This window comes from Burkholderia sp. LAS2 (genome assembly GCF_018417615.1).
In the GTDB taxonomy this organism is placed as follows: domain Bacteria; phylum Pseudomonadota; class Gammaproteobacteria; order Burkholderiales; family Burkholderiaceae; genus Burkholderia; species Burkholderia sola.
Genome location: NZ_CP071053.1, coordinates 143,699 through 167,836, shown reverse-complemented (window position 1 = coordinate 167,836; position 24,138 = coordinate 143,699). Strand labels below are relative to the sequence as shown.

At 68.9% G+C, this 24,138-nt stretch carries 21 protein-coding genes; 13 read left to right on the top strand and 8 right to left on the bottom strand.

The features are described 5' to 3' along the window. Positions 1-79 precede the first annotated feature (79 nt). A complete protein-coding gene (locus JYG37_RS21125; RefSeq protein ID WP_213346329.1) occupies positions 80-1,252 on the bottom strand; it encodes an HPP family protein in 1,173 nt (390 codons plus the stop codon). 360 nt (positions 1,253-1,612) lie between these two features. On the opposite strand from JYG37_RS21125, the gene JYG37_RS21120 reads away from it, so the two are divergent. Further along, positions 1,613-2,581, top strand: coding sequence for a LysR family transcriptional regulator (locus JYG37_RS21120; protein WP_050012775.1), 969 nt, complete (start codon positions 1,613-1,615; stop codon positions 2,579-2,581). Positions 2,582-2,608: 27 nt separating this feature from the next. On the opposite strand, the gene JYG37_RS21115 is transcribed toward JYG37_RS21120, so the two are convergent. Together JYG37_RS21115 and JYG37_RS21110 are read right to left on the bottom strand one after the other, a co-directional pair. After that, entirely contained in the window at positions 2,609-3,973 is a 1,365-nt protein-coding gene (locus JYG37_RS21115; RefSeq protein WP_050012774.1) for an MFS transporter, read from the bottom strand. Positions 3,974-4,037: 64 nt separating this feature from the next. Then, a complete protein-coding gene (locus tag JYG37_RS21110) occupies positions 4,038-4,976 on the bottom strand; it encodes a 2-hydroxyacid dehydrogenase (protein WP_213346328.1) in 939 nt (312 codons plus the stop codon). 113 nt (positions 4,977-5,089) lie between these two features. Between JYG37_RS21110 and JYG37_RS21105 the strand changes: the two genes are divergently transcribed. From JYG37_RS21105 to JYG37_RS21080, 6 genes are all read left to right on the top strand, one after another. Next, positions 5,090-5,998 carry a LysR family transcriptional regulator gene (locus JYG37_RS21105; RefSeq protein WP_050012772.1) on the top strand — a complete coding sequence of 303 codons (909 nt, stop codon included), beginning with the start codon at positions 5,090-5,092 and terminating at the stop codon, positions 5,996-5,998. A gap of 279 nt (positions 5,999-6,277) precedes the next feature. After that, the gene (locus JYG37_RS21100) at positions 6,278-7,309 is read left to right on the top strand and encodes a TRAP transporter substrate-binding protein (protein WP_124631088.1); all 1,032 of its coding nucleotides are present in this window, start codon (positions 6,278-6,280) and stop codon (positions 7,307-7,309) included. A gap of 3 nt (positions 7,310-7,312) precedes the next feature. After that, positions 7,313-9,199, top strand: a complete 1,887-nt coding sequence (locus tag JYG37_RS21095; protein ID WP_124631089.1) for a TRAP transporter large permease — start codon at positions 7,313-7,315, stop codon at positions 9,197-9,199. An 8-nt stretch (positions 9,200-9,207) separates the two neighbouring features. Beyond that, a complete protein-coding gene (locus JYG37_RS21090; protein ID WP_050012770.1) occupies positions 9,208-10,293 on the top strand; it encodes a LacI family DNA-binding transcriptional regulator in 1,086 nt (361 codons plus the stop codon). Then, positions 10,290-11,312 (top strand): NAD(P)-dependent oxidoreductase, encoded by a 1,023-nt coding sequence (locus JYG37_RS21085; protein ID WP_050012769.1) that lies wholly within the window; start codon positions 10,290-10,292, stop codon positions 11,310-11,312. The genes JYG37_RS21090 and JYG37_RS21085 overlap by 4 nt, the downstream gene beginning before the upstream one ends. Continuing rightward, positions 11,309-12,166 carry an amidohydrolase family protein gene (locus JYG37_RS21080; RefSeq protein ID WP_050012768.1) on the top strand — a complete coding sequence of 286 codons (858 nt, stop codon included), beginning with the start codon at positions 11,309-11,311 and terminating at the stop codon, positions 12,164-12,166. Before JYG37_RS21085 ends, JYG37_RS21080 begins: the two co-directional genes overlap by 4 nt. Before the next feature lie 134 nt (positions 12,167-12,300). On the opposite strand, the gene JYG37_RS21075 is transcribed toward JYG37_RS21080, so the two are convergent. Continuing rightward, positions 12,301-13,389 carry a calcium:cation antiporter gene (locus JYG37_RS21075; protein ID WP_124631091.1) on the bottom strand — a complete coding sequence of 363 codons (1,089 nt, stop codon included), beginning with the start codon at positions 13,387-13,389 and terminating at the stop codon, positions 12,301-12,303. Positions 13,390-13,930: 541 nt separating this feature from the next. Here JYG37_RS21075 and JYG37_RS21070 point away from each other — a divergent pair. The 5 genes from JYG37_RS21070 (at position 13,931) to JYG37_RS21050 (ending at position 19,654) form a co-directional block, all read left to right on the top strand. Continuing rightward, positions 13,931-15,487 carry a 3-hydroxyacyl-CoA dehydrogenase gene (locus JYG37_RS21070; protein ID WP_213346326.1) on the top strand — a complete coding sequence of 519 codons (1,557 nt, stop codon included), beginning with the start codon at positions 13,931-13,933 and terminating at the stop codon, positions 15,485-15,487. 55 nt (positions 15,488-15,542) lie between these two features. After that, positions 15,543-16,865, top strand: a complete 1,323-nt coding sequence (gene paaK / locus JYG37_RS21065) for a phenylacetate--CoA ligase PaaK (RefSeq protein WP_089489422.1) — start codon at positions 15,543-15,545, stop codon at positions 16,863-16,865. 38 nt (positions 16,866-16,903) lie between these two features. Continuing rightward, a complete protein-coding gene (locus JYG37_RS21060; RefSeq protein ID WP_050012764.1) occupies positions 16,904-17,704 on the top strand; it encodes an enoyl-CoA hydratase-related protein in 801 nt (266 codons plus the stop codon). 137 nt (positions 17,705-17,841) lie between these two features. Beyond that, a complete protein-coding gene (locus tag JYG37_RS21055) occupies positions 17,842-18,513 on the top strand; it encodes a MarC family protein (protein WP_027780810.1) in 672 nt (223 codons plus the stop codon). Between the two features lie 160 nt (positions 18,514-18,673). Next, positions 18,674-19,654 (top strand): aldo/keto reductase, encoded by a 981-nt coding sequence (locus JYG37_RS21050; RefSeq protein WP_050012763.1) that lies wholly within the window; start codon positions 18,674-18,676, stop codon positions 19,652-19,654. 33 nt (positions 19,655-19,687) lie between these two features. Here the strand turns inward: JYG37_RS21050 and JYG37_RS21045 are convergent, their stop codons facing one another. The 4 genes from JYG37_RS21045 to JYG37_RS21030 all read right to left on the bottom strand — a co-directional run bounded on the left by JYG37_RS21045 (position 19,688) and on the right by JYG37_RS21030 (position 23,771). After that, positions 19,688-20,554: a CPBP family intramembrane glutamic endopeptidase gene (locus JYG37_RS21045; RefSeq protein WP_050012870.1), complete on the bottom strand. Its 867-nt coding sequence runs from the start codon at positions 20,552-20,554 to the stop codon at positions 19,688-19,690. 85 nt (positions 20,555-20,639) lie between these two features. Beyond that, a complete protein-coding gene (locus JYG37_RS21040) occupies positions 20,640-21,296 on the bottom strand; it encodes a VC0807 family protein (RefSeq protein WP_050012762.1) in 657 nt (218 codons plus the stop codon). 323 nt (positions 21,297-21,619) lie between these two features. Beyond that, on the bottom strand, positions 21,620-22,684 hold the full coding sequence (locus JYG37_RS21035; RefSeq protein ID WP_213346633.1) for a 2,3-butanediol dehydrogenase: 1,065 nt from the start codon (positions 22,682-22,684) through the stop codon (positions 21,620-21,622). A 346-nt stretch (positions 22,685-23,030) separates the two neighbouring features. Next, positions 23,031-23,771, bottom strand: coding sequence for a GNAT family N-acetyltransferase (locus tag JYG37_RS21030; RefSeq protein ID WP_089489420.1), 741 nt, complete (start codon positions 23,769-23,771; stop codon positions 23,031-23,033). 100 nt (positions 23,772-23,871) lie between these two features. Between JYG37_RS21030 and JYG37_RS21025 the strand changes: the two genes are divergently transcribed. Continuing rightward, positions 23,872-24,099, top strand: coding sequence for a hypothetical protein (locus tag JYG37_RS21025; protein ID WP_213346325.1), 228 nt, complete (start codon positions 23,872-23,874; stop codon positions 24,097-24,099). The last annotated feature ends 39 nt before the right edge of the window (positions 24,100-24,138 follow it).

The window sequence follows — 24,138 nt, the reverse complement described above, 5'->3', positions numbered from 1 at the left end:
TCACAATGTGATATAAATGGCCGAAATCGGTCGGATTGGCTGCATTCCGCGTTCCGCCGGCGGCTACATGTGGTGCGCGCTACGCGGCTTCGAGCATTTGGGTCTGCTGATAAAGGCCCGTGACGAGATCCGTCTGCGTAATGATGCCGACGAGCCGGCGCGATGCATCGACGACCGGAATATGGTGGTGGCCCGAATGCGTGAACAGCGGCACGAGCGCGGTGATCGGCATCGTTTCCGGCACCGACGCGACGTCGCGCGTCATTACCGACGCGACGCTCGCGGGCTGGCCGCCGAACGATTGCGGCAGCCGCGCGGACAGGCGCTGCCACAGCGGGGCCGGATGGCGCAACTGGCGCGTGAGGTCGGCGCGCGTGACGATGCCGATGAGGCAGCCTTCGCCGTCGACCACGGGCAGCGCCTTCACGCGGTGGCGGTCGAGCAGCGTGAGCGCGGCCATGACCGACGTCGACGGCGCGACCTCGATCGCATGCTTCGTCATCAGGTCGGCGCACTTCAACTGGCCGAACGTGCGCGTATAAGCCTGCATTTCCGTTTCGCGCAGCAGCGTTTCGAGATCGTCCGGATCGACGTCGAGCCATTCGCTGCGGCGCTTCAGTACCGCATCGAGGTCGTCGCGCGTGAAGCCGCCGCGCGCCGGTGCGGCGCCCGCCTGCGGTTTCGCTTCGGGGCGCACGCCGCCGTGCGGGTAGCGGTGCCCGGTCAGCGCGTGGTAGAGGAGCGCGGCCGACAGCAGGATCGCCGATTGCAGCGCGATCGGCTGCAGCACGAAGCCGAAGCCGAGCGAATGAATCGCCGGGCCGCCGACCACCGCGGTGAGCGCGACGGCGCCCGACGGCGGGTGCACGCAGCGCAGCGCGAACATGCCGCCGATCGCGCAGGCAATGGCGACCGCGGCGGCCGTGATCGGATCGGCGATCCATTGCGCGCACGCGACGCCGACGGTCGCCGCGACGAGATTGCCGCCGACGATCGACCAAGGCTGCGCGAGCGGGCTCGCCGGCACCGCGAACAGCAGCACGGCCGACGCACCCATCGGCGCGACGAGCATCGGCACGAGGCCCGGCACGCCGGGCAGCAGCCGCATCGTGACGCCGACCGTCGCAATGCCCACGAGCGCGCCGGCGCACGCGCGCAGGCGCTCGCGCCAGCCGAGGGTCATCGGATGGGGAATGAAACTGTGCAGCCATTGCCGCAACGTGCGGCGCGACGGGGAGGAGCCTGACGACATGGATGGTGAGCGGTAAAAGGACGGCGCCGGGGCGCGGTGACAAGCGTCGAATTATATCGTGTTGTGATACAAATTGCCGCGCCGCATCACGCCGTTGCACGCGCACGACGTACAAGTCTTGCAAAATCCTTTCATCGCATGAGAGCTTGCGCGCGCATCACCGCGCAAATTTGTCTGCAGCGGCGTACAATTCGGCGCAGTCAATTCCCCCGTCATGCCAGAACCCTGTCCTCGATGCCCGCTCTCCCGCCTTCTCCCCGGCACGGTGATCGATTCGACGCGGTTCGCGGCCGCGTTCCGTTGCCCCTCTGACGCGAGCGCCGCCGACGCCTCCCCACCGACTCTCCCCAAGCCAATTCAATGGACATGCTCGAAAACATGCGCCTGTTCGTGCGCGTTGTCGAAGCCGGCAGTTTTACTGCGGTCGCGAAGGAAATCGACGCGACCACCGCGCAGGTGTCGCGCGCGGTCTCGAACCTCGAAGCCCACGTACAGACGCGCCTGCTGCATCGCACGACCCGCCACCTCGGCCTGACCGAAAGCGGCGAACGCTATTTCGAGCGCGCGAAATCGATCCTCGCGGAACTCGACTACGCGAACGCGGAGGCGCGCAACGCGCTGCTGCGGCCGAGCGGCAAGATGCGCATCCATGCGATGACGGGGCTCGGGCAGAGTCATGTCGTGTCGTCGATCGTGCGCTACCAGGCGGACAACCCCGACGTGTCGGTCGAGCTGACGCTCGCGCAGCGGATGCCGAATCTGGTCGAGGAGGGCTATGACGTGTCGATCGTGACCGCGTCGCAGTTGCCCGATTCCGGCTATGTCGCGCAGACCTGCGGCACGAGCTGCAGCGTGCTGGTCGCGTCGCGCGAATACCTGGCGCGGCACGGCACGCCGCAGACGCCCGACGAGCTGCCGAACCACGTATGTCTGCGCCTCGACACGCCCGCGTCGCCGGCCGGCGAATGGCGGCTCGAACGCAGCGACGGCGAGGAGACCGTCTACGCGCTGCAGCCGGCGCCATTCCAGGTCAACGTGCCGGATGCGCTGTGCGTCGCGGTGCGTGCCGGACGCGGGATCGCGTGCGTGGCGCTGTATACGGTGCTCGACGATATCCGCGAAGGGCGCCTGATCCGCGTGCTGCCCGAATACCGGCTGCAGACGGTGAGCGTCTATGCCGTCTATGCGACGCGCCGTTATCTCGATGCGAAGATCCGCACCTTCCTCGATCACCTGCGCACGACGCTCACGCCCGCGCTGGAGAACGATCTGCGCGAACTCGACCGGCTGACGACCGAGCACGCGCCAGCCGGCCGTCAGCGCGCGTAACGGTGCGCCGTCGCACGGCCGCGACGTTCATGCGGCCGGCGCGATGCGGATCCGCTCGAAGCGGCCCGCGAGCCACGTGTACGCGGCAATGCCGATCAGCCCGTGCGCGGCGACGAACCACAACGCGCCGGCGAACGAACCCGTGCTCGCGACGAAGTAGCCGATCACGAGCGGCGTGACGATCCCGGCGATGTTGCCGAGACCATTGAAGACACCGCCGCTCAGCCCGACCATGCCTTCCGGCGCCGTGTCGGCGAGCACGGCCCAGCCGACCGCCGCGAGTCCCTTGCCGAAGAACGCGATCGTCATCAGCGCGATCACGACCGCGTTCGACGATGCGCCGTTCGCGAGCACGAGCAGCGTCGCCATCGCCATCCCCGCGACGAACGGCGTCTTGCGCGCCCGCGACGGATGCATGCCGCGCCGGATCAGCCAGTCCGACAGCAGGCCGCCGAGCACGCCGCCCGTGAACCCGCAGATCGCCGGCAGCGCGGCGACCCAGCCGGCTTCCATGATCGTCATCCCGCGCCCCTTGATCAGATAGATCGGGAACCACGTGATGAAGAAGTAGGTGAGGGCCGTGATGCAGTACTGGCCGATGTAGATCGCCCACAGGTTCCGGTGGCGGAACAGTTGCGACACGTCGCGCCACGACGCGCGCGGCCGCTCGCGCACGCGGTTCGCCTCGAGATCGACGAGCGCGCCGTGGGCGCGCAGGTAGTCGCGCTCCGCGTCGGTCATGCGCGGGTGGCCGTGCGGTTCGCGATACCACGCGAACCACAGTGCGGCGAGCGCGATGCCGAGCAGCCCCATCCACAGGAATACGTGTTCCCAGCCGAGCGCATGCGTGAGCCACGCCATCGCCGGCGTGAACAGCACGACGGCCATGTATTGCGCGGAATTGAACAGCGCGGACGCGGTGCCGCGCTCGGCCGTCGGGAACCAGCAGGCGACGATCCGCGAATTGGCCGGGAACGCCGGCGATTCGACCAGGCCGAGCATGAAGCGCATCACGAACAGCGCGAGCGTCGCGGCCGCGCCCTGCACGGCGAACCCGCCGACCGTGCCCTGCAGCATCGTGAATATCGACCACAGCAACAGGCTCAGGCCGTACACGCGCCGCGCGCCGAAGCGATCGAGCAGCCAGCCGCCCGGAATCTGGCCGATCGCATAGGCCCACGCGAACGCCGAAAAGACGATGCCGAGCTGGACGGGCGTGAGTCCGAGGTCGTGCGCGACGCCGGTGCCGGCGATCGACATCGTCGCGCGGTCCGCATAATTGATGACGGTGACCGCGAAAATCAGCGCGAGGACCGCATAACGGACGCGGCCGATCGTGCGCGACGCGGCGGACGATGCGGCGAGCGCAGCGCCGCTGGATCGATTGGACATGCGTGTCTCCTGGCCTTCGTCGTGCGAAGGCATCGGTGTTGTAACGGGAAGGGGCGTGCCGCGCTCAGCGCGTGACGCTGGTCGGCGGGCGCTGGCCCGCGAAGCACGCGGCGAGGTTCGCGAGCACGATGCGGCCCATTGCCTCGCGCGTTTCGTGCGTGGCGCTCGCGCGGTGCGGCTGCACGACCACGCGATCGAGTTCGAGCAGCGGGGCCGGCACGTGCGGTTCGTTCGCGAATACGTCCAGCCCGGCGCCGGCGATCGTGCCGTCGGCCAACGCGCGCACGAGCGCGGCCTCGTCGACCAGCTTGCCGCGCGCGACATTGATCAGGAATCCTTTGGGGCCGAGCGCGGCGAGCACGTCGGCCGTCACGATCACGTTGCCGTGATCGGCCGACGCCGCGATCACGAGCACGTCGCTGTCGCGCGCGAGCGCGGCGAGGTCGGGCACGAAGCGATAGCCGCTGTCGCGATGCTCGCGCGGGCCGAAGTAACTGACGGGCATCCGGAACGCCTGCGCGCGCTGTGCGATCGCGCGCCCGACGCGACCGAGCCCGACGATGCCGAGCCGCTTGCCCGTGACCTGCGTCGCGAGCGGCTGGGCCGTCTTGCCCCAGCGGCCGGTGCGCACGATCCGCTCGCCGGCGCCGAGGTCGCGCAGCGTCATCAGGATCAGCCCGAGCGCCATGTCGGCGACGTCGTCGGTCAGCACGTCCGGGGTGGTCGTCACGTGGATGCCGCGCGCCCGCGCGCGGTCGAGATCGACCGCGTCGGTGCCGATGCCGCTGATCGCGACGATCTCGAGCGCGGCGAGCCGGTCCATCAGTGCGGCGGACAGGCCGTTCGCGCCGCCGGTCACGACGCCGCGAATGCGCGGCGCCACGCGATCGAGCAGCGCGTCCGGTTGCTCGGCCGCATACAGTCGATGCACGGTGTAACGGGCGGACAGTTCGGCGTCGATGGTGTCGGGGAGCGGCTGCGTCAGCAGGATGTCGATGGTCATGAAAGTCTCGGTCGTCGTGCGCGACGTAGGCCGCGCATCAGGTGGAACCGAGTATAGAAATCGCATCGATATCGGTCTAACATCAAAAGACTATCGATTGATTCAAGATTTGAATGATTGAACTGCACCAGCTTCGCTGCTTCGTCGCGGTTGCCGAGGAACTGCATTTCGGCCGGGCGGCCAGGCGGCTCTTCATGACCCAGCCGCCGCTCAGTCGGCAAATCCAGTTGCTCGAGCATGCGCTCGGCATCGCGCTGCTCGAGCGCAGCAGCCGGCAGGTCAGCCTGACCGCGGCCGGCGAGCGCTTCCTGCGCGACGCGCGGCACATCCTCGAATTCTCCGCGCGCGCCGAGCAGGCCGCGCAGCGCGTCGCGCACGGCGGGGCCGGGCGCATCACGCTCGGTTTCACGGCCGTCAGTGCGTACCGGATGATCCCGGTGCTGCTCGCGCATGCCGCGCATGCGTTGCCGGACGTCGACGTCGAATTGCGCGAGATGGTGTCGACCGTGCAGATCGACGCGCTCGCGTCGCGGATGCTCGACGCGGGTTTCGTCCGCCAGCGCGCCGCGCGCCAGCCGCTCGAATACCGGCTCGTGCAGCGCGAACCGATGCTCGTCGCGGTCGCGGAAGGCGCGCCGCTCGCGGCCTACGCGCAGCTCGGCCCCGACGAGCTCGACCGACAGCCGTTCATCGCGTATTCGCCGAACGAGGGCAAGTATTTCCACGACATGATCTCGGGGATGTTCGCAGGCGCCGGGCGGTTGCCGAACTACCTGCACTACGTCGGCCAGACGCATACGATCCTCGGCCTCGTGCGCGCGGGGCTCGGCGCGGCGCTGGTGCCGGCGTCGGCGCGCGAGCTTCATGTGGACGGCGTGGTGTTCCGGCCGCTGGCGGGCGCGAACGTGGCGGCCGAGTTGTATCTCGCATGGCGCACGGACAACGACAATCCGGCGCTGCCGTTGTTCAACGCGATGGTCGAGCGGTTTCTGACCGGCTGCCCGGACGACGCGGGCGTTTAGCGGCGCTTGCTCGCATGAGCGGGGCGTCCTTCCGCCCTCAAAAGTCTGTCGTCTGATGATTCGGTCCGTAGGTTCGAATTATTTCGGCGACGTCTGAAACGCATGAGAAACGGCGATCTTTCATCCAAAATTGCGCCGGAACCCACCCGTATACCACCCATCATTTCACCCCGGACAGGGGAAACCCTCATTTTTCTCTCATCGGTCGTCGTATTACTGTATCGATACACTAAATCGATACAGTTGCGTCGCGAGACGCACTCGCAAAGGAGACGGCTCATGAGTACCTATACCCGGCGGCGCTTTCTGCAGACGGTGTCCGCCGCCACGCTCGCGGCCGCGGGCAGCTTGCCGGAGACCGTGCGCGCGCAGCAGCCGGCGGTCACGCTGCGCTGCTCGTCGTCGATGCCGGCCGACCAGAACGCCGCGCACTACGTGTGGTACCAGCGTCTCGCCGCCAACCTGAAGGCGAGCGTCGGCGAGGCGATTCGGGTCGACTACTTTCCGAACAGCCAGCTCGGTAAGGAAAGCGACGTCGTGCAGCAGGTCAAGATCGGCGCGATCGACATGATGATCGCGGGTTCGTCGATCTGGGCCACGATCGCACCGGAGCTCGGGATGCTCGATCTCGGCTACCTGTTCGACAGCTACGCGCACGTCGCGAAGGCGCTCGACGGCCCGGTCGGCACGAGCCTGAACGCGCTGCTGCAAAAGCGCGCGGGTTGCTCGGTGCTGACCTGGGGCTCGCATTTCGGCGGACGCTGCGTATTCACGAAGCAGCCGGTGACGGCGCTGCCCGGGCTGAAGGGGACGAAGCTGCGCGTGCTGCCGACGCCCGCGTTCATGGATACCTTCAAGGCGATGGGCGCGGTGCCGACGCCGATCCCGTTCGGCGAGCTGTACATGGCTGTGCAGACGGGCGTCGTCGACGGCCTCGAACACGATCCCGCCACGGTGCTCGCGAGCCGTTTCGACGAGATCGTGAAGTCGTGCTGGCAATCGCACCACGTATTCGCGGCGATGACCGTCGTGATGGGGCGACGTGCGCTCGACCGGATTCCGGCCAACCTGCGGCCGGCGTTCGACCGCGCGGTGGCCGATGCGACCGTGCAGCAGCGCGCGATTGCCGCGCAGAAGGCCGCGCAGGCGGAGCAGGCGCTGAAGCAGCGCGGCATGGCGTTTCATCCGCTGGCCGAGGGCGAGCACGCGGCGCTGCGGCAGACGATGCAAGACCGCCTGTATGTGGCGTTCGCGAAGCAGTATCCGGCCACTGCGCCGCTCTTTCCGGCGATCGCCGCCGCGCGGGGTTGAGCGATGGACATGCATTCCGTCTCGGGCGCCGCGCCGGCGCCCGCCGCAGGCCGCCCGGCGCATCGCGCCGCCCGCGTGCTGGATGCGGTGCTGCGCTGGATCGAGATCCTGTCGGCCGCGGTGCTCGCCGTCGACGTGCTCGTCGTGTTCGTGTCGGTCGTGTTCCGCTATTTCCTGCACGACCCGGTCGACTGGGCCGAGGAGGTGGCGAGCGCGCTGATGATCGTGCTGGTGTTCTTCGGCGCGGCGACGGTGCTCGGGCGCAGCCAGCATGTCGGCATCGACGTGTTTCGCGGCCTGCTGCCCGCACGCTGGCAGGGCGCGTTGACCCAGGCCGGCCACTGGATCGTGGCGGCCGTTGCGCTGAACCTGCTGGTGTCGTCGTGCCAGTTGCTCGCGGATTCGTACGACCAGATGACGACGGGCGGCTTGCCGGGCTGGATCAACGGGTATCCGATGATGTTCGGCGCGCTGTTCATGACGGTATTCGCGCTCGCCAATGCGCTGAACGCGCCGCGCCGCCGGGTGATCGGCACGTTCGCGTGCTGTGCGGCGCTCGCGGCCGCCATCTACGGCTGGAACGCGCTGTGGCCCGCGCATGCGGTCGCGCCCGGCACGCTGCTCGTCGCGGGCTTCGTCGGCGGGCTGGTGCTCGGCGTGCCGATCGGATTCGTGCTGGCGTTTTCGGCGCTGCTGTATTTCCTCGCGGATCCGACGCTGCCGCTGCTCGTCTACTCGCAACAGGTGATGGCGGGGGCCGATCACTTCGTGCTGCTCGCGGTGCCGTTCTTCGTGCTGGCGGGGCTGCTGATGGAGTCCAACGGGATGTCGGCGCGGCTCGTCGAATTGCTGCTGCGGATGTTCGGACGCGTGCGGGGCGGGCTCGGCCTGATCGTGATCTTCGCGACGGCCTGCTTTTCCGGCGTGTCGGGCTCGAAGCTGGCCGATATCGCGGCGGTGGGCGGCGTCGTGATGCCGGCCGTGCGCCGCGCGCGGCAGGACCCGAACGAAACCGCCGCGCTGCTCGCATGCAGCGCGGTGATGGCCGAGACGATTCCGCCGTGCGTGAACATGATCATCATGGGCTTCGTCGCGAACATCTCGATCGCCGGGCTGTTCGTCGCGGGGATCGTGCCGGCGGCCGTGCTCGCCGCGTCGCTCGCGGTCGTGACGGTGATCACCGGACGCAAGATCGACGTGGCCGAGGTATTCGGCGAGCGTCGCGCGTGGCTGCCGCTCGCGGGCGGCGCGCTCGTCGCGCTGGTCATGGTTGCGATGATCGGCAAGGGCGTGACGTCGGGGATCGCGACGTCGACCGAAGTGTCCGCGTTCGCGGTGGTCTATGCGCTCGTCGTGGGCTGGCTCGCGTTCCGCGAACTGACGTGGCGCTCGGTCGGCCGCGTATTCGTGCGCGCCGCGTCGATGGCGAGCGGCATCCTGTTCATCGTCGCGGCGGCGTCGAGCGTGTCGTTCGCGCTGTCGATCGAGCAGATTCCGGCCCTCGTCTCGGGCACAATGACGGCGTTTGCCCATCAGTACGGCGCGACGATGTTCCTGCTGCTGTCGGCGCTGCTGATGATCGTGTTCGGCGCCGTGCTCGAAGGCGCGCCCGCGCTGATCATCTTCGGGCCGCTGCTCGCGCCGATCGCGCTGCAGCTCGGCATCCATCCGCTGCATTTCGGCACGGTCGTGGTGGTGGCGATGGGGTTCGGGCTGTTCGCGCCGCCGGTCGGGCTCGGGCTGTTCACGACGTGCGCGATCACGGGCACCGAGGTCGGCCGCGTGGCCCGGCCGATGGTGAAATACCTGCTGGTGCTGTTCGCCGCCCTCGTGGCGCTGATCTTCGCACCGGCGTTTTCGTTGTGGCTGCCGGCCCATTTCGGCCTGTAGCCCGTTCCATGCAAGACGACATGAGTACGATTCAGGACGTGGCCCGTCATGCGGCCGTTTCGGTCAGCACGGTTTCGAACGTGCTCAACGGACGCACCGACCAGATGAAGCCGGCAACGCTCGAGCGCGTGAAGGCGGCGATGGATGCGCTGCAGTACCGGCCGAGCACGCTCGCGCGCCAGCTCAAGACGGGGCAGACGCCGCTCGTCGGGCTGCTGGTGCCGTCGATGGCGAACCCGATGTACGGCTACATCGCACGCGAAGTCGAGGCCTGCGCGCAGGAACGGTATGGTCATCGCGTGCTGATCGGCAACACGTACCGCGATGCGCGCAAGGAGGCGTCGTTCTTCGACGATCTCTACGCGCATGGCGTGCGGCGCGTGATCGTGATCTCGTCGCTCGCCGACGAAAGCCACCTCGAGCGCGCGGCCGAACGCGGGATGACGGTCGTCAGCTACGACCGTCGCGCGACGCCCGGCGAGCAATCGAAGGTCGATCACGTGACGGCCGACAACGAGGCGGCCGCGCGGCTCGCGACGCGCCGCCTCGTCGACGCGGGTCATACGCGGCTCGCGTTCGCGACCGTGGCCGGCATCACCGTGAGCCGCAGCGACAAGATCCGCGGGTTTTTCGCCGCGGCAAGCGAGGCGGGCGGCGCCATGCAGGCCCGCGTGCTCGACGGCGGCCCCGCGAACGAATACGGCGACTCGGTGATCGTCGATGTCGGGCGTGCGCTCGGCGCCGAGCTCGCGGCCGATCCGGCGCGGCCGACCGGTATCGTCGCGGTCAACGACCTGTTCGCGCTCGGTCTGATGGCCGGGCTGCGCGACGGCGGGCTGCGGGTGCCGGACGACGTGTCCGTCATCGGGATGGACGGTCATTTCCTGTCGGCGATCTCGTGGCCGGCGCTGACCACGGTGCAACTGCCGGTCACCGAAATGGCCGGCGAGATGGTGCGGCGCGTGATGCGGCAGGAGGGCGACGCGCCGTCCGCACCGGGGCAATGCGTGTTCGCGGACGTGACGCTCGTCGAGCGCGCATCGGTCGCGCCGCCGCCGCCGGATGCGGCCGGTACGAGCGGAGGTCAAGCATGACGCGCGTCTACGTCACGCATCCGACCGGGATGATCGACCACTACTTCGGCGCCAAGGCGTTGCGCGCGCTGGGCGCGCTCGCGGACGTCACCTGCAACCCGCACGATCGCGAACTCGGTACGGACGAACTGATTGCCGCCGCGCAGGGATGCGACGCGATCATCGCGTACCGGCAGACCCCCGCGCCTCGCGGACTGTTCGCGGGGCTGCCCGCACTCGCCGCGTTCCTGCGTTGCGCGGTCGACATCCGCACGATCGACGTCGCCGCGGCGAGCGCGTTCGGCGTGCTGGTCACGCAGGCGAGCCCCGGCTTCGGGCCGGCCGTCGCCGAGTGGGTCGTCGGCGCGATGATCGACCTCGCGCGCGGAATCGGCGGTTACGCGGATGCCTACCATCGTGGTGCACCGCCGGTGCCGAGGATGGGGCGCGAACTGCGCGCCAGCACGCTTGGCCTGATCGGCTACGGGCAGATCGCGCGTCATCTCGCACCGATCGCGACGGCGCTCGGGATGCGTGTGCTCGTCAGCGATCCTTACGTGCGGATCGACTCGCCGCCGCTTGAACAGGTCGATTTCGCAACGTTGCTGCGCGACGCGGATTACGTCGTCTGCCTTGCGCCGGCCACGCCGGCCACCGCGAACCTGATCGATGCGGCGGCATTCGCCGCGATGAAGCCGGGCGCGTATTTCATCAATGCGTCGCGTGGCGAACTCGTCGACGAGCAGGCGCTTGCGGACGCGCTCGACGGCGGCCGGCTCGCCGGCTGCGCGCTGGACGTCGGCCGCGCGGCGGACCAGATGCCGCCTCCCGCGCTTGCCGCGCATCCGCGCGTCATCGCGACCCCGCACATCGGCGGACTGACGCTGCCGGCGATCGAACACCAGGCGCTGGAGACGGTCGACCAGCTTGCCGCGCTGCTCGATGGACGGGTGCCGAACGGCGCGGTCAACGCCATGCAGGCAACGCGGCTCGCGCGCTGGCGCAGGTCGAGCGCATCCGTCGGCCAGGGGCTGCAATGACGCGCGACGGGGCAGACGGCATGCGGTTCCCGGATGCGTGCGATTGCCATATCCATATCTACGACGATGCGTATCCGCTCGCGCCGACGGCGACGTTTCGGCCGCCCCATGCGCCGGTGGATGCATATCGGCGCATGCAGCGGGCGCTCGGCCTCACGCGTGTGGTCGTCGTGCAGCCGACCGGCTATGGCTTCGACAACCGCTGCACGCTCGACGCATTGGCCGCGTTCGGTTCGCGCTCGCGTGGCGTCGCGACGTTGCCGGTCGACGTGCCGGACGCCGAGCTGGAACGTCTGCATGCCGCCGGCATGCGCGGCGTGCGGTTCATGATGCTGGCGGGCGGCACCGCGCAATGGGGCGATCTGGAGCGGATGGCCGCACGGATCGCGCCGCTCGACTGGCATATCGATCTGCAGTTCGACGGTCGCACGCTGTGCGATATCGAACACGCGCTATCGCGGCTGCCGGCGCGCGTGGTGATCGATCACACGGGCAAATTCCTGACGCCCGTCGCACCGGATGCGCCGTCCTTCCTCGCACTGCGCCGCCTGCTCGATCGCGGCCACGCATGGGTGAAGCTGTCCGCGCCGTACGAGACGTCGCGATCCGGCGCGCCGGGCTACGACGACGTCGCGCGTCTTGCCGCCGTGCTCGCGCGCGGCCATTCGGCGCGCTGCGTGTGGGGCAGCAACTGGCCGCACCCGAACGCATCGCCGGTGCCCGACGATGCGCGCCTGCTCGGCTGGCTGCGCGATTGCGCGGCCGACGACGCGACGGCTCGCGCAATCCTGGTGGACAACGCGGCTGCGCTCTACGGATTCCACGCCGATACGCGGCGCGATGACGCGACGTAACGCGCTGTCGATCCGGACGCATTGTGCGATTGCGACCCGGTGACGGCGGCGTGAAGCGAAGGAGGGCGGAAGGGACGGGAAGACGTGCACGCGGCCCGGCGGAGAGGATTCGCCGGGCCGCGCGCATCGGGACGTCAGTGCGTGAACGACAGGAACAGATAAGCGGCGAACAGCGCGACGTGCACGACGCCGTGCAGCACCGTCGTGCGTCCCTGGCTCAGCGTGAGCGTGCTGACCAGCAGCGTGAGCGCCAGCAGGACCGTTTCCATCGCGCCGATCCCGAGCGTGAGCGGCTGGCCGACCCAGATGAATACGGCGGCGACGGTCGGGATCGTGAGCCCGATGCTCGCGAGGGCCGAACCGAGCGCGAGGTTCATGCTGGTCTGCAGGCGGTTCGCACGCGCGGCGGTGACGGCCGCGAGCCCTTCCGGCAGCAGCACGAGCGCGGCGATCACGATACCGACCGCGGCTTCGGGCGCGCCGAGCTTCAGCACCGCATGCTCGACGGCCGGCGACAGCAGCTTCGCGAGCAGCACGACCGCGACGAGGCTCGCGAACAGCAGCACCATGCTGATGATCGCGGTGCGGTTGCTCGGTGCGGCGGCATGCACCGCTTCGTCCGCGCTGTCGTGCGCGGCGAGGAAGTAGTCGCGGTGGCGCACGGTCTGCACGAACACGAACGCGCCATACAGCACGAGCGACGCGACGCCGGCGAACGCGAGCTGCGATTTCGAGAAGAACGGGCCGGGCGCGGCGCTCAGGTAGTTCGGCATCACGAGCGACAGCACCGACAGCGACGCGAGCACCGCGAGCGCCTTGCTCGCGCCGCGCCCCTGGAAGTCCTGTTCGCCGTGCTTCCATGCGCCGACCAGCAGGCAGATGCCGACGATGCCGTTACAGATGATCATCACGGCGGCGTACACGGTGTCGCGGGCGAGGCCCGATTTTTCCGGGCCGGCGCCGAGCATCACCGACACGATCAGCGCGACCTCGATGACGGTCACGGCGACCGCGAGCACCAGCGTGCCGAACGGTTCGCCGACGCGGTGCGCGACGACTTCCGCATGATGGACGGCGGCGAACACGGCGCCGGCCAGCGCGGCGGCGAACACGGCGATGACGAGGCCTTCGGCCGGCACGACGCGCGACAGCGCGAGTACCAGCCACGCGGCAAGCGGGGCCCAGAGGGTCCAGCGCGGGAGCTGGTTGGACGAGAGCGGCATGAGGGATTCCTTATGCGAGTGGCGGCGCGCGACGCGCCGTCACGGGTTGACGAAGCCCGGCCGTACTATCCGCCGAACGAGGACGATGAAACCGATGGGTGGCGGCACGCAGCGGTGCCGCCCTGGGTTCGCTGCCGCGAGGCGGCGACGGCGCGGGCGGGCCGAAGCCCGTCGCGGGATGAAACGATTCGATGCGGTTGCCCGCTGACAGCGCGACGAACATCACGTGGCGACGCGCGGGCCGGAGCCGCGATTCGACCCCGAAAGGGAGCGACGGACGGCGGTGATGTCGCGACACGCGTTTCCCCTGGAATCCGGCGATTTGTCGAATTTTATCAGGCGATCAGGGGGCACTATCTCATATTCGAATCATTACATTGACCTTTCGGTTTACAAAAAGTGCCCCGGCCTGTCGATTTTTTGTCGTTGCAGCTTCCGTAACGGTGTCTTGCACGACACATTCGGGCTCGCCCTGACATAAATCTACCGACCGGTCGGTTTATAATCGCTCGCACTTCCACTTCATGACGGATCGCAAGCGATGGCTGTTTCCTCTGCACATTCGGTGAATTCGGGCGCGCTGGCGCCGTCGGCCGTCGTCGGCGTGATCGGCGCCGGCGCGATGGGGGCGGGCATTGCGCAGGTCGCGGCCGCGGCCGGCCATCCGGTGCTGCTGTACGACCTGAACGAAGCGGCCTGCGACAAGGCGCTGGCGGGCATCCGCGCGCAGTTCGCGCGGCTCGCGGAGAAGGGCAGGCTCGAACCGGCGCAGGCCGACGCGGCCGGCAACCGAATTCGCGCGGTGCGCACGCTGGCCGATTTCGCGGGCGCCGCGCTGATCGTCGAGGCGGCGGCCGAACGGCTCGACGTGAAGCGCGAAATCTTCGCGACGCTCGAGCGTCATGTCGACGACGCCTGCGTGCTGGCGACCAACACGTCGTCGATCTCGATCACGTCGATCGCGGCCGGGCTGCGCGTGCCGCAACGCGTCGCCGGCCTGCATTTCTTCAACCCGGCGCCGCTGATGGCGCTCGTCGAGGTGGTCTGCGGGCTCGCGACCGCGCCCGAGGTCGCGCGGATGCTGCATGCGACCGCCGCCGCGTGGGGCAAGCAACCGGTGATGGCGAAATCGACGCCGGGCTTCATCGTGAACCGCGTCGCGCGGCCGTATTACGCGGAGGCGCTGCGCGTGCTGAACGAACAGGGCGGCGCGCCGGCCACGATCGACGCGGTGATGCGCGAAGCGGGCGGCTTCCGGATGGGGCCGTTCGAGCTGATGGACCTGATCGGTCACGACGTGAACTTCGCGGTGACCGAGTCGGTGTTCCGCGCGTACTTCAACGATCCGCGCTACACGCCGTCGCTGATCCAGCAGGAGCTCGTGAACGCGGGCTTTCTCGGGCGCAAGTCCGGGCGCGGCTTCTACTCGTATGCGGACGGCGCGACGCCGCCCGCGCCCGACCTCGAACCTGCACGTGACGCGCCGGCCGACGTCGCGCTGTTCGCGCAGGACGGCCCGGCCGCCGCGCTGCATGCGCGCTTCGTCGAACGCATCGCGACCGCGCGGCGCCACGACGCGCATGCCGACGCGCTGCTCGCCGTGGCCGGCCGCGCGTCGATCGCGTTGACCGACGGCCGTACGGCGACCGCGCGCGCCGCCCGGACGGGCGTGGCGGATCTCGTGCTCGTCGACCTGGCGCGCGATTACGCGCAGGCGGGGCTCGTCGCGCTGACGCGCGCGCTCCAGTGCAGCGACGCCGCGTATGCGGACGCGGTCGGCCTGTTCCAGCACGCGGGCTTTCGCGTCGTCGGCATCGCGGACGTGCCGGGGATGGTCGCGATGCGCACCGTCGCGATGCTCGCGAACGAGGCGGCCGACACGGTGAACCAGGGCGTGTGCTCGCCGGCCGATCTCGATCTCGCGATGGAGAAGGGCGTGAACTACCCGTGCGGCCCGCTCGCATGGGCCGATGCGATCGGCATCGGCCGCGTGCATCGCGTGCTGTCGAACCTGGCGGCGAGCTACGGCGAGGACCGCTATCGCGTGTCGCCGCGTCTTGCCGCGCTGCACGCGGCCGGCCGCACGTTCCGATCGTGACCACCGCGTCACCTCGAACACGACAACGACATCACTCCATTGGAGGAGTACCCCGATGACTCACCCGACGCATCCCGCCGCCGCCCTCGAGCCGATCGAGACCGCCAGCCGCGACGAACTGCAGGCGCTGCAGCTCGAGCGCCTCAAGTGGTCGCTGCGCCACGCGTACGACAACGTCCCGCACTATCGGCGCACGTTCGATGCGGCGGGCGTGCATCCGGACGACCTGAAGTCGCTCGCCGATCTCGCGAAATTCCCGTTCTCGACCAAGAGCGACCTGCGCGACAACTATCCGTTCGGCCTCTTCGCGGTGCCGCGCGAGCAGGTCGTGCGCGTGCATGCATCGAGCGGCACGACGGGCAAGCCGACCGTGGTCGGCTACACGGCGCGCGACATCGACACGTGGGCGAACGTGACCGCGCGCTCGATCCGCGCGGCCGGCGGCCGCCCGGGCGATACGCTGCACAACGCGTTCGGCTACGGCCTGTTCACCGGCGGCCTCGGGATTCACTACGGCGCGGAGCGGCTCGGCTGCATGGTCGTGCCGATGTCCGGCGGGCAGACCGAGAAGCAGGTGCAGCTGATTCGCGATTTCGAGCCGAAGATCATCCTCGTCACGCCGTCGTACATGCTGAACCTGATCGACGAGATGGTGCGGCAGGGGATGGACCCGGCCGAATCGTCGCTGAAGATCGGCATCTTCGGCGCCGAGCCGTGGACGCAAGCGCTGCGCAATGAAGTCGAGACGCGCGTGGGCATCGACGCGCTCGACATCTACGGGTTGTCGGAAGTGATGGGCCCGGGCGTCGCGTGCGAATGCGTGGAGACGAAGGATGGCCCGGTGATCTGGGAAGACCATTTCTACCCGGAGATCATCGATCCCGTCACCGGCGAAGTGCTGCCCGACGGCAGCCAGGGCGAGCTCGTGTTCACGTCGCTGACGAAGGAGGCGATGCCGGTGATCCGCTACCGCACGCGCGATCTCACCGCGCTGCTGCCGCCGACCGCGCGCGCGATGCGCCGGCTCGCAAAGATCACGGGCCGCTCCGACGACATGCTGATCGTGCGCGGCGTGAACGTGTTCCCGAGCCAGATCGAGGAAATCGTCGTCGCGCTGCCGCAGTTGTCGGGCCAGTTCCAGATCACGCTGTCGCGCGACGGTCACATGGACCGGCTCGACCTCGCGGTCGAATTGCGCTCCGAGGCGGTGGCATCGGTCACCGATGGCGATCGCGCGGCGCTCGCGCGCGAGCTGCAGCACCGGATCAAGACGATGGTCGGCGTGTCGTCCGGCGTGACGGTGCTGGCGGCCGGTGGTATCCCCGCGACCGCGACCGGCAAGGCGCGGCGCGTGATCGATCGCCGCCAGGCCGCCTGATGTCGATGTGTGCCGTTCTACCCGAGGAAACCTGTTCGATGGATGAATTGAAGACCCTGGCCGTCGCGGTCGATGCGCGCGGCATCGCGACCGTCGCGCTGCAGCGCGGCGACGTGCTGAACGCGTTCGACGAGACGATGATCGCGGAGCTGACCGACGCGTTCGCGACGCTCGGCCGGCGCGACGACGTACGCGCGATCGTGCTGCGTTCGGATGGCCGCGCATTTTGCGCGGGCGCCGACCTGCAGTGGATGCAGCGCGCGAGCGCGAACGACGCCGCCGCGAACCTGCGTGACGCCGAGCGGTTCGCCGCGATGATGCGCGCGATCCGGCAGTGCCCGAAACCGACGGTCGCACGCGTGCAGGGCCACGCGTTCGGCGGCGGCGTGGGCCTGTGCGCGGCGTGCGATATCGTGATTGCGAGCGACCACGCGCGTTTTTCGGTCAGTGAGGCGCGCTTCGGAATCCTGCCGGCCGTGATCGGCCCGTATCTGGTCGAGGCGGTCGGCCAGCGTCAGGCGCGCCGGCTTGCGTTGACCGCGACGCAGCTCGCGGCCGCCGAGGCCGTCGCGATCGGCCTGATCCATCAGGCCGTGCCGCTCGATGCGCTCGACGACGCACTCGAGCGGACGCTTTCGGAACTCGGCCGCAACGGCCCGCACGCGCTGATGGAGATCAAGCGCTTTTTCGATGCGATCGGCGAGTATCCGCCGTCGGACGAACGCACGGCATTCACCGCGCAGACGATCTCCCGCGTGCGGGCGACGCCGGAGGCGAAGGAAGGCTTCGCGGCCTTCTTCGCGAAGCGGCCGCCGGCGTGGGAGACGGGCACCGAATAAGGCCGCGCGACGAACTTTCACGACGATCGACGGCGGAACCGGGCCGGCCGCATTTTGCATCTCGGGCGCGGGCGCTTGCACTACAATGCGTGACCCCCGGCGCGCTGCCGGCCCCGTCCCGACCGATGCTTCGCACGATGATCGTCAATCGCCTTGTCTCCGAGATCCTGTTCGGCTTTACCGGCCTGATCGGCATCATCAATCCGATCGGTATCGCGTTCCTGTTTCTCGAACGAACCGAGGCGCTTACCGCGCACGAACGGGATCTGCTCGCGCGGAAGGTCGCGTTCAATGCGTTCGTCGTGCTGATGGTCGCGTTCTTCGCCGGCACGCCGGTGCTGCATTTCTTCGGGATCTCGATGGAAGCGCTGCGGATCGGCGGCGGCTTCGCGGTTGCCGTCGCCGGCTGGCAGATGCTGAACGAACCGGACGGTCCGGGTGGCGGCGACACGCCGGTCAAGCCGATCGACGCGAACGCGATCATGACGCGCGCGTTCTTCCCGTTGACGGTGCCGCTGACGGTCGGCCCCGGCTCGATCGCGACCGCGATCGCGCTGAACGCGAACCGCACGCACAAGCTGTCGGAATTCATGCTGTCGAGCATCGTGTCGATCGCCGTGTCCGTGCTCGTCGCGCTCGTGATCTGGCAGGTCTACAGCCGCTCCGCGCTGCTCGCGCGCTACCTCGGTAGCGAAGGGACCAAGGTCGCGAAGCGCGTGTCGGCGTTCCTGCTGCTGTGCATCGGCGTGCAGATCATGCTGACCGGCTTCTCCGCGTTCCTGCAGCCGATCGCCGACCAGGCCAAGTAACCGGGGCCTTCCGGTTCGTCCTTCGAGGTCCGTCCTTTCACGCAGCCTGCATGCGGCGCGCGGTCATACGCGTTCGCGGCATGCGGGATACCATGCAACGTCTGGCGGATGCGCGGCGCGCATCCGGCCGCAACCCCCAACTTGAGTGGCGAGGCGTGCAATGGAATACGTGAAATTCGGGTCGACCGGGCTGGATGTGTCGAAGCTGGTGCTGGGCTGCATGACATTCGGCGAGCCGTTGCGCGGCACGCACCCGTGGACGCTGCCGGAAGCGGAAAGCCGCCCGATCATCCAGCGCGCGGTCGAGGCCGGCATCAACTTCTTCGACACCGCGAACATGTATTCGGACGGGACGTCCGAGGAGATCGTCGGCCGCGCGCTGCGCGATTTCACGAAGCGCGACGACGTCGTGATCGCGACGAAGGTGTTCTACCGGATGCGGCCGGGGCCGAACGGCGCCGGCCTGTCGCGCAAGGCGATCATGACCGACATCGACCAGAGCCTGAAGCGGCTCGGCACCGACTACGTCGACCTCTACCAGATTCACCGCTGGGACTACGGCACGCCGATCGAGGAGACGCTCGAGGCGCTGCACGACGTCGTGAAGGCCGGCAAGGCGCGCTATATCGGCGCGTCGTCGATGTTCGCGTGGCAGTTCGCTAAGGCGTTGCACACGTCCAAGCAGAACGGCTGGACCCGCTTCGTCAGCATGCAGAACCACCTGAACCTGCTGTATCGCGAGGAAGAGCGCGAAATGCTGCCGCTGTGCGAGGACGAACGCATCGCGGTGATCCCGTGGAGCCCGCTCGCACGCGGGCGCCTGACGCGCAACTGGGACGAGTCGTCGGAACGGCAGCAGAAGGACGACGTTGGCCAGCGGCTGTACGACGCGACGGCCGACGCCGACAAGGCGGTCGTCGAGGCCGTCGCGGCGATCGCCGCCGCGCGCAACGTGCCGCGGGCGCAGGTCGCGCTCGCGTGGGTCGCGCAAAAGCGCGGCGTGACCGCGCCGATCGTCGGCATTTCGAAGCCGCGGCAACTGGACGATGCGCTCGGCGCGCTCGCGCTGAAGCTGACCGACGACGAGATCGCCACGCTCGAACGCCCGTACGTGCCGCACGCGGTGGCCGGGTTCAACTGAGCGGCGGCGCGGGCGACACAGGCGTCGGCGCGATCACCGCGCGGTAGCGAGCATTGGATAGGTGAACAGGCCGAAGTGCACGACGTTCAGCCCCGCATGCGCGAGCGCGGCGGCGAGCAGGCCGCCGCGCCGCCACGCGAGCCCGTAGCCGACGCCGGCCACCGTGCCCAGCACGATCCATGGCCAGCCGCCGGCCGCATGCGCGGCGCCGAACAGCACCGCGCCGGCCGCGAGCGCGACCCACGGGCCCCATGACCAGGCGCGGAGCACGCGGGTCAGCCCGCCTTGCACGTAGCCGCGGAACAGCGCTTCCTCGGCGAGCGTCACCAGCAACAGGTTGTTCGCGAGCCACAGCCAGCCGGACGGCGGCCATTTGGGCGCCCAGCCGACCATCCCGAACGCGAGCGCGCCGACCAGGCACGCGGCAGCCGTCGCGACGGCCGCCACGACGCCGGTGCGCAGCGCGCGCGACAGCGCGACGTCGGGGGCGACCCACGGCAGCATCCACAGCAGCCACAGGCCGACGAGCGGCTTGTCGAAATTCAGGTACATCGTGAACGGCACGGCGTCCGGCGTGAAGCGGATCGGCCCGATCACGCGCGGATTATGGAAGCCGGGAATCAGGTGCAGGCTCAGCGCGATCGCGAGCGCGGCAAAGACGACGTGCGCGGCGATGCGCACCGCGAGCGGGCGCCCGGGCAGCACGCCCCAGCCGGCCGCGATCAGCAGCGCGAACGGCGCCAGCGTGATCGGCGCAAGCTGGCCGAACGCCAGCGCGCCCGCATAGCCGAGCGCGGCGAGGCCGATGCTCAGGCCGTGCAGCGGGCGATGCCATGCGAATGCGGCGGCCGCGAACAGGGCGATCCAGATCGTGGCACACGGAAGGAGCGAAAGGGACATGACGGGAAACGAATCGGCGGACGAGACGCCGCGCATCATACAGCAGGCGCCGTGACATGCCGCCGGGCAACGGGCCAGCCGCGTGTCAGCGGCCGGCCGTCTCGGTGACGCCGCTGCGGCCGGGGATGTCGACGCTGTTGCGCACGCGCATCCGCCGTCGGTACCAGAACGTCCACAGCAGCAGGCAGGCAAACACCGTATAGCCCATGACCGGCGACACGACGAGCACGCGCTCGACCGGCCAGTTGACGACCATCCACCAGCGCAGCAGCATCTCGATCGTCATGATGGCGCCCCACACGAACGTCATCAGCCGCAGCATCTGCCGCAGGCCCGGCTGCGCGTCCCAGACGGCTTCGAAGTGTGCGGCGCCGCCGTCCATCTCGCGGGCCACGGTGGCGCGGGCCAGATAGTAGATCAGCGGGCGTTCGCGGAACAGCGACAGCAGGAACACGATGCCGATCGTGCCCGACCCGATCGATTCGCGCATCAGCAGCGTGCGCGGGCTGCCGCCGAACGCCATCCCGACGATCGACAGCGTGATGCCGAGCAGCACGATGGCCGCCACCGCGTCGACACGGCGCGAGCGGATGAATTCGACGATCGACCAGACGATCGGCGGAACCGCCGACGCGTACAGCGCGCCGGTTTCGCCGAAATACGGATGCGCGACCCGATAGGCCACCCAGGGCAGCACGAGGTTGACGAAGAGTTCGAGAATCAGTCCGGCTCGCGGTTTCACGGTGCGCTTGTCCACGCAGGTCGGGGCGGACGCGCGAAAGGCGCCGTTGCCCTTGTTGCCCCGAAAAGGGTTCGGCCCAGTATATCGAAGAATCGTGCGCGGTTGCGGTGTCGCCTGCCGCGACGGCGATCCGCCGGACTCGCGTGCGGCGGCCGGCGGATTGATCGGCGCACGCGGCAGCAGGGCCGGGGGCGTCCTGCACGATCGCGCCGTGGCGTGGTGTCGTGTCGTGTCGCGGCACGTCGTCGATCGGGATGCATTGGCGGTACGCGAGCCTGCGCGGCGCGGCGTGAATCGATGCCGCGGCCGCGCAGGCCGTGCGGTCAGGAGACGGCCGGCTGGACGATGATCTTCACGTTGCGGTCCTTGTGGTTGACCAGTTCCTCGAAGCCGCGCGTGACGATGTCGCCGAGCGCGATGCGTCCGGTGATCAGCGGCTGCACGTCGATGCGGCCGTCCGCGATGAAGCGGATCACGTCCGCGAATTCGCCGTTGTACGCGAGCGAGCCGATCACTTCCTTCTCGGTCGACACGATGTCGAAGAAGTTGAACGGCGCCGGTTCCTCGAAGATGCCGACCATCACCGACTTGCCGGCCTTGCGGATCACGTCGATCGCGAGCTTCGCGGTGGTCGTGTGGCCGATGCACTCGAACGACACGTCGGCGCCGTAGCCGCCCGTCAGTGCCCTGACTTCCGCGATCGCGTCGGACGTCTTCGGATCGATCACGACGCTCGCGCCGACCTCCAGCGCCTTCTGCTTGCGCGCGGCCGACATCTCCAGCGCGATCACGCGCCCCGCGCCCGCGGCCTTCGCGCACATGATCGTGCACAGGCCGATCGTGCCCGCGCCGACCACGACGACGGTCTGCCCGACGATGTTGCCGGCTTTCTTCACCGCATGCAGCCCGACCGCGAGCGGTTCGATCAGCGCGCCGGCCTCGGTCGGGAAATTATCGGGCAGCTTGTACAGCAGTTCGGCCGGCACGTTCACGTATTCGGCGAACGCGCCGTTGTTCATCAGCCCGGTGAACGCGAGGTTCTCGCAGATGTTGTACAGCCCGTGCCGACAGTACCAGCAGGTGCCGCAATGCTGGCACGCGTCGGCCGTCACGCGGTCGCCGACCGCGAAGCCCGACACGCCCGCACCGAGTTCGGCGATCTCGCCGCTGAACTCGTGGCCGAGGATGCACTGGCCTTTCAGGCCGGTCAGCGGATGCGGCGCGTCGACCGGGATGAACACCGGCCCGGCGACGTATTCGTGCAGGTCGGAGCCGCAGATGCCGCACCAGTGCACGCGGATCGTGACCCAGCCTGTGGGCGGGCGCTCCGGAACGGGAACCTGTTCGACGCGGATGTCGTGGCGGCCATGCCAGACGGCGGCTTTCATGCTGGGCGGGGTGATCGATGCCGGTGTACTCACGTTGCTGTCTCCGTCAGGTTGTCGTCGGGCGTGCGGCAACGCTGCCGGTGCGCCCGTCGCGCGATTGCGCGATCGACCGGTATGCAGGAACGGGGCCAGCGTGAATCGGGGCTGTGCGTGGCGGTCGGAAGATGCCGGTACGCGCACTGCACCATGTCGCTTTTCGCCGTCCGGTAAAGGTTCGGAAGAAATGGTGGGTCGAATTTGCTGCGATAGCGAGCGGCGAGTCGAGTGAGACGCCGGGACGTTCGTCTCAGCGCAATGAGACGAATCGCGAGACGAACCGCCACGGGCAGCGTTGCTCGATCCGCAGTCAGGCGAGCACTTCGTCGACGGCAACCGTCGCGAGCGCCGTGAATCCCGCAGCGCGGTACAGCGGCTGGCCGGCTTCGGTCGAGATGAGCCATACGCGCTGCGCACCGCGGTGCCGCGCGTGCGCGACGATCGCGGCGAGCAGCTGCGTCGCCAGGCCGCGACGCCGGTATGCGTCCGCCGTCCCGACGCGGTCGACGACGATATCGCGCGGCGACGCGAAACCATAGCGCGCGGTGGCCGCGATCTGGCCGTCGATGCGGTGCGCGAACAGGACCGCGGCCGGATTCGGCTGGAACGGCGGGAAGACGCCGCTGGCGTTGAACGCCGCGATGGCGTCCGGCGTGTCGCAGGCGAGTGCTCGCGCGAGCGCGTCGTCGCCGGACAGCCCGTCGATATCGGCGGCCATGAAGTGCTCGTCGGTCAGCCGGCGCGTCCTGCCGTGCAGTGCGGGCGGCAGCGGGGCCGCGCCGTAGCGCGTGATCCACGCGCCGACGGCAAACGGGCCGGCGCCGGCGACGGGCGCACCCTCGATCATGAAATGCTCGAACGGCCGGCCCATCGCGTCGTCGAACTGCACGACATGGCCGTCCGGGCCGTCGTGCAGCGGCGCATCGCGCCGGTCGCGCGCGGCGCAGTATCCGGCGATGAACGCGCGTACGGCCGCCTTGCGGCGCGGGAAGGCGGACCAGGCCTCGTCGAGCGGAAACAGCGTGGCCGGTGCGGGGGAGGCGGTCGGCATGCGTAGGTGCGCAGCGTTGTCGGGGGGCGAGGCCAACAGCTTAAATCAGGACGCCGTCGGGCGTCGCGCCGGCCATTGTCGTCATCGCCGAAACGGATCGTTGCGCACGCTACCCCTTTACTTGAAGTTAACTTCAATTTGTATCATGTGCGGCAGTCCGATTGCGCTCGCGTCAGGCATCCCGTTGCACGCTGCCGCTTCGATGGCGGTGACGATGACCGAAGCGCCGGTCGCGGCCGATGCCGCCATGCCGCCATGCCGCCGTCGCGCGGCTGCCGGCGCGGCGATCGGTCTGTTCCTGCGGCGCGAACCGATGGGGCGGCGCTGAGTGCTGCGCCTGCGTCGGTCCACCTGCACGGAAATCCGT

What these genes read in the sequence shown, in the direction of transcription:
- JYG37_RS21125 (WP_213346329.1), bottom strand. Translation starts at nt 1,252, where the DNA reads ATGTCGTCAGGCTCCTCCCCGTCGCGCCGCACGTTGCGGCAATGGCTG.
- JYG37_RS21120 (WP_050012775.1), top strand. Translation starts at nt 1,613, where the DNA reads ATGGACATGCTCGAAAACATGCGCCTGTTCGTGCGCGTTGTCGAAGCC.
- JYG37_RS21115 (WP_050012774.1), bottom strand. Translation starts at nt 3,973, where the DNA reads ATGTCCAATCGATCCAGCGGCGCTGCGCTCGCCGCATCGTCCGCCGCG.
- JYG37_RS21110 (WP_213346328.1), bottom strand. Translation starts at nt 4,976, where the DNA reads ATGACCATCGACATCCTGCTGACGCAGCCGCTCCCCGACACCATCGAC.
- JYG37_RS21105 (WP_050012772.1), top strand. Translation starts at nt 5,090, where the DNA reads ATGATTGAACTGCACCAGCTTCGCTGCTTCGTCGCGGTTGCCGAGGAA.
- JYG37_RS21100 (WP_124631088.1), top strand. Translation starts at nt 6,278, where the DNA reads ATGAGTACCTATACCCGGCGGCGCTTTCTGCAGACGGTGTCCGCCGCC.
- JYG37_RS21095 (WP_124631089.1), top strand. Translation starts at nt 7,313, where the DNA reads ATGGACATGCATTCCGTCTCGGGCGCCGCGCCGGCGCCCGCCGCAGGC.
- JYG37_RS21090 (WP_050012770.1), top strand. Translation starts at nt 9,208, where the DNA reads ATGCAAGACGACATGAGTACGATTCAGGACGTGGCCCGTCATGCGGCC.
- JYG37_RS21085 (WP_050012769.1), top strand. Translation starts at nt 10,290, where the DNA reads ATGACGCGCGTCTACGTCACGCATCCGACCGGGATGATCGACCACTAC.
- JYG37_RS21080 (WP_050012768.1), top strand. Translation starts at nt 11,309, where the DNA reads ATGACGCGCGACGGGGCAGACGGCATGCGGTTCCCGGATGCGTGCGAT.
- JYG37_RS21075 (WP_124631091.1), bottom strand. Translation starts at nt 13,389, where the DNA reads ATGCCGCTCTCGTCCAACCAGCTCCCGCGCTGGACCCTCTGGGCCCCG.
- JYG37_RS21070 (WP_213346326.1), top strand. Translation starts at nt 13,931, where the DNA reads ATGGCTGTTTCCTCTGCACATTCGGTGAATTCGGGCGCGCTGGCGCCG.
- paaK (WP_089489422.1), top strand. Translation starts at nt 15,543, where the DNA reads ATGACTCACCCGACGCATCCCGCCGCCGCCCTCGAGCCGATCGAGACC.
- JYG37_RS21060 (WP_050012764.1), top strand. Translation starts at nt 16,904, where the DNA reads ATGGATGAATTGAAGACCCTGGCCGTCGCGGTCGATGCGCGCGGCATC.
- JYG37_RS21055 (WP_027780810.1), top strand. Translation starts at nt 17,842, where the DNA reads ATGATCGTCAATCGCCTTGTCTCCGAGATCCTGTTCGGCTTTACCGGC.
- JYG37_RS21050 (WP_050012763.1), top strand. Translation starts at nt 18,674, where the DNA reads ATGGAATACGTGAAATTCGGGTCGACCGGGCTGGATGTGTCGAAGCTG.
- JYG37_RS21045 (WP_050012870.1), bottom strand. Translation starts at nt 20,554, where the DNA reads ATGTCCCTTTCGCTCCTTCCGTGTGCCACGATCTGGATCGCCCTGTTC.
- JYG37_RS21035 (WP_213346633.1), bottom strand. Translation starts at nt 22,684, where the DNA reads ATGAAAGCCGCCGTCTGGCATGGCCGCCACGACATCCGCGTCGAACAG.
- JYG37_RS21030 (WP_089489420.1), bottom strand. Translation starts at nt 23,771, where the DNA reads ATGCCGACCGCCTCCCCCGCACCGGCCACGCTGTTTCCGCTCGACGAG.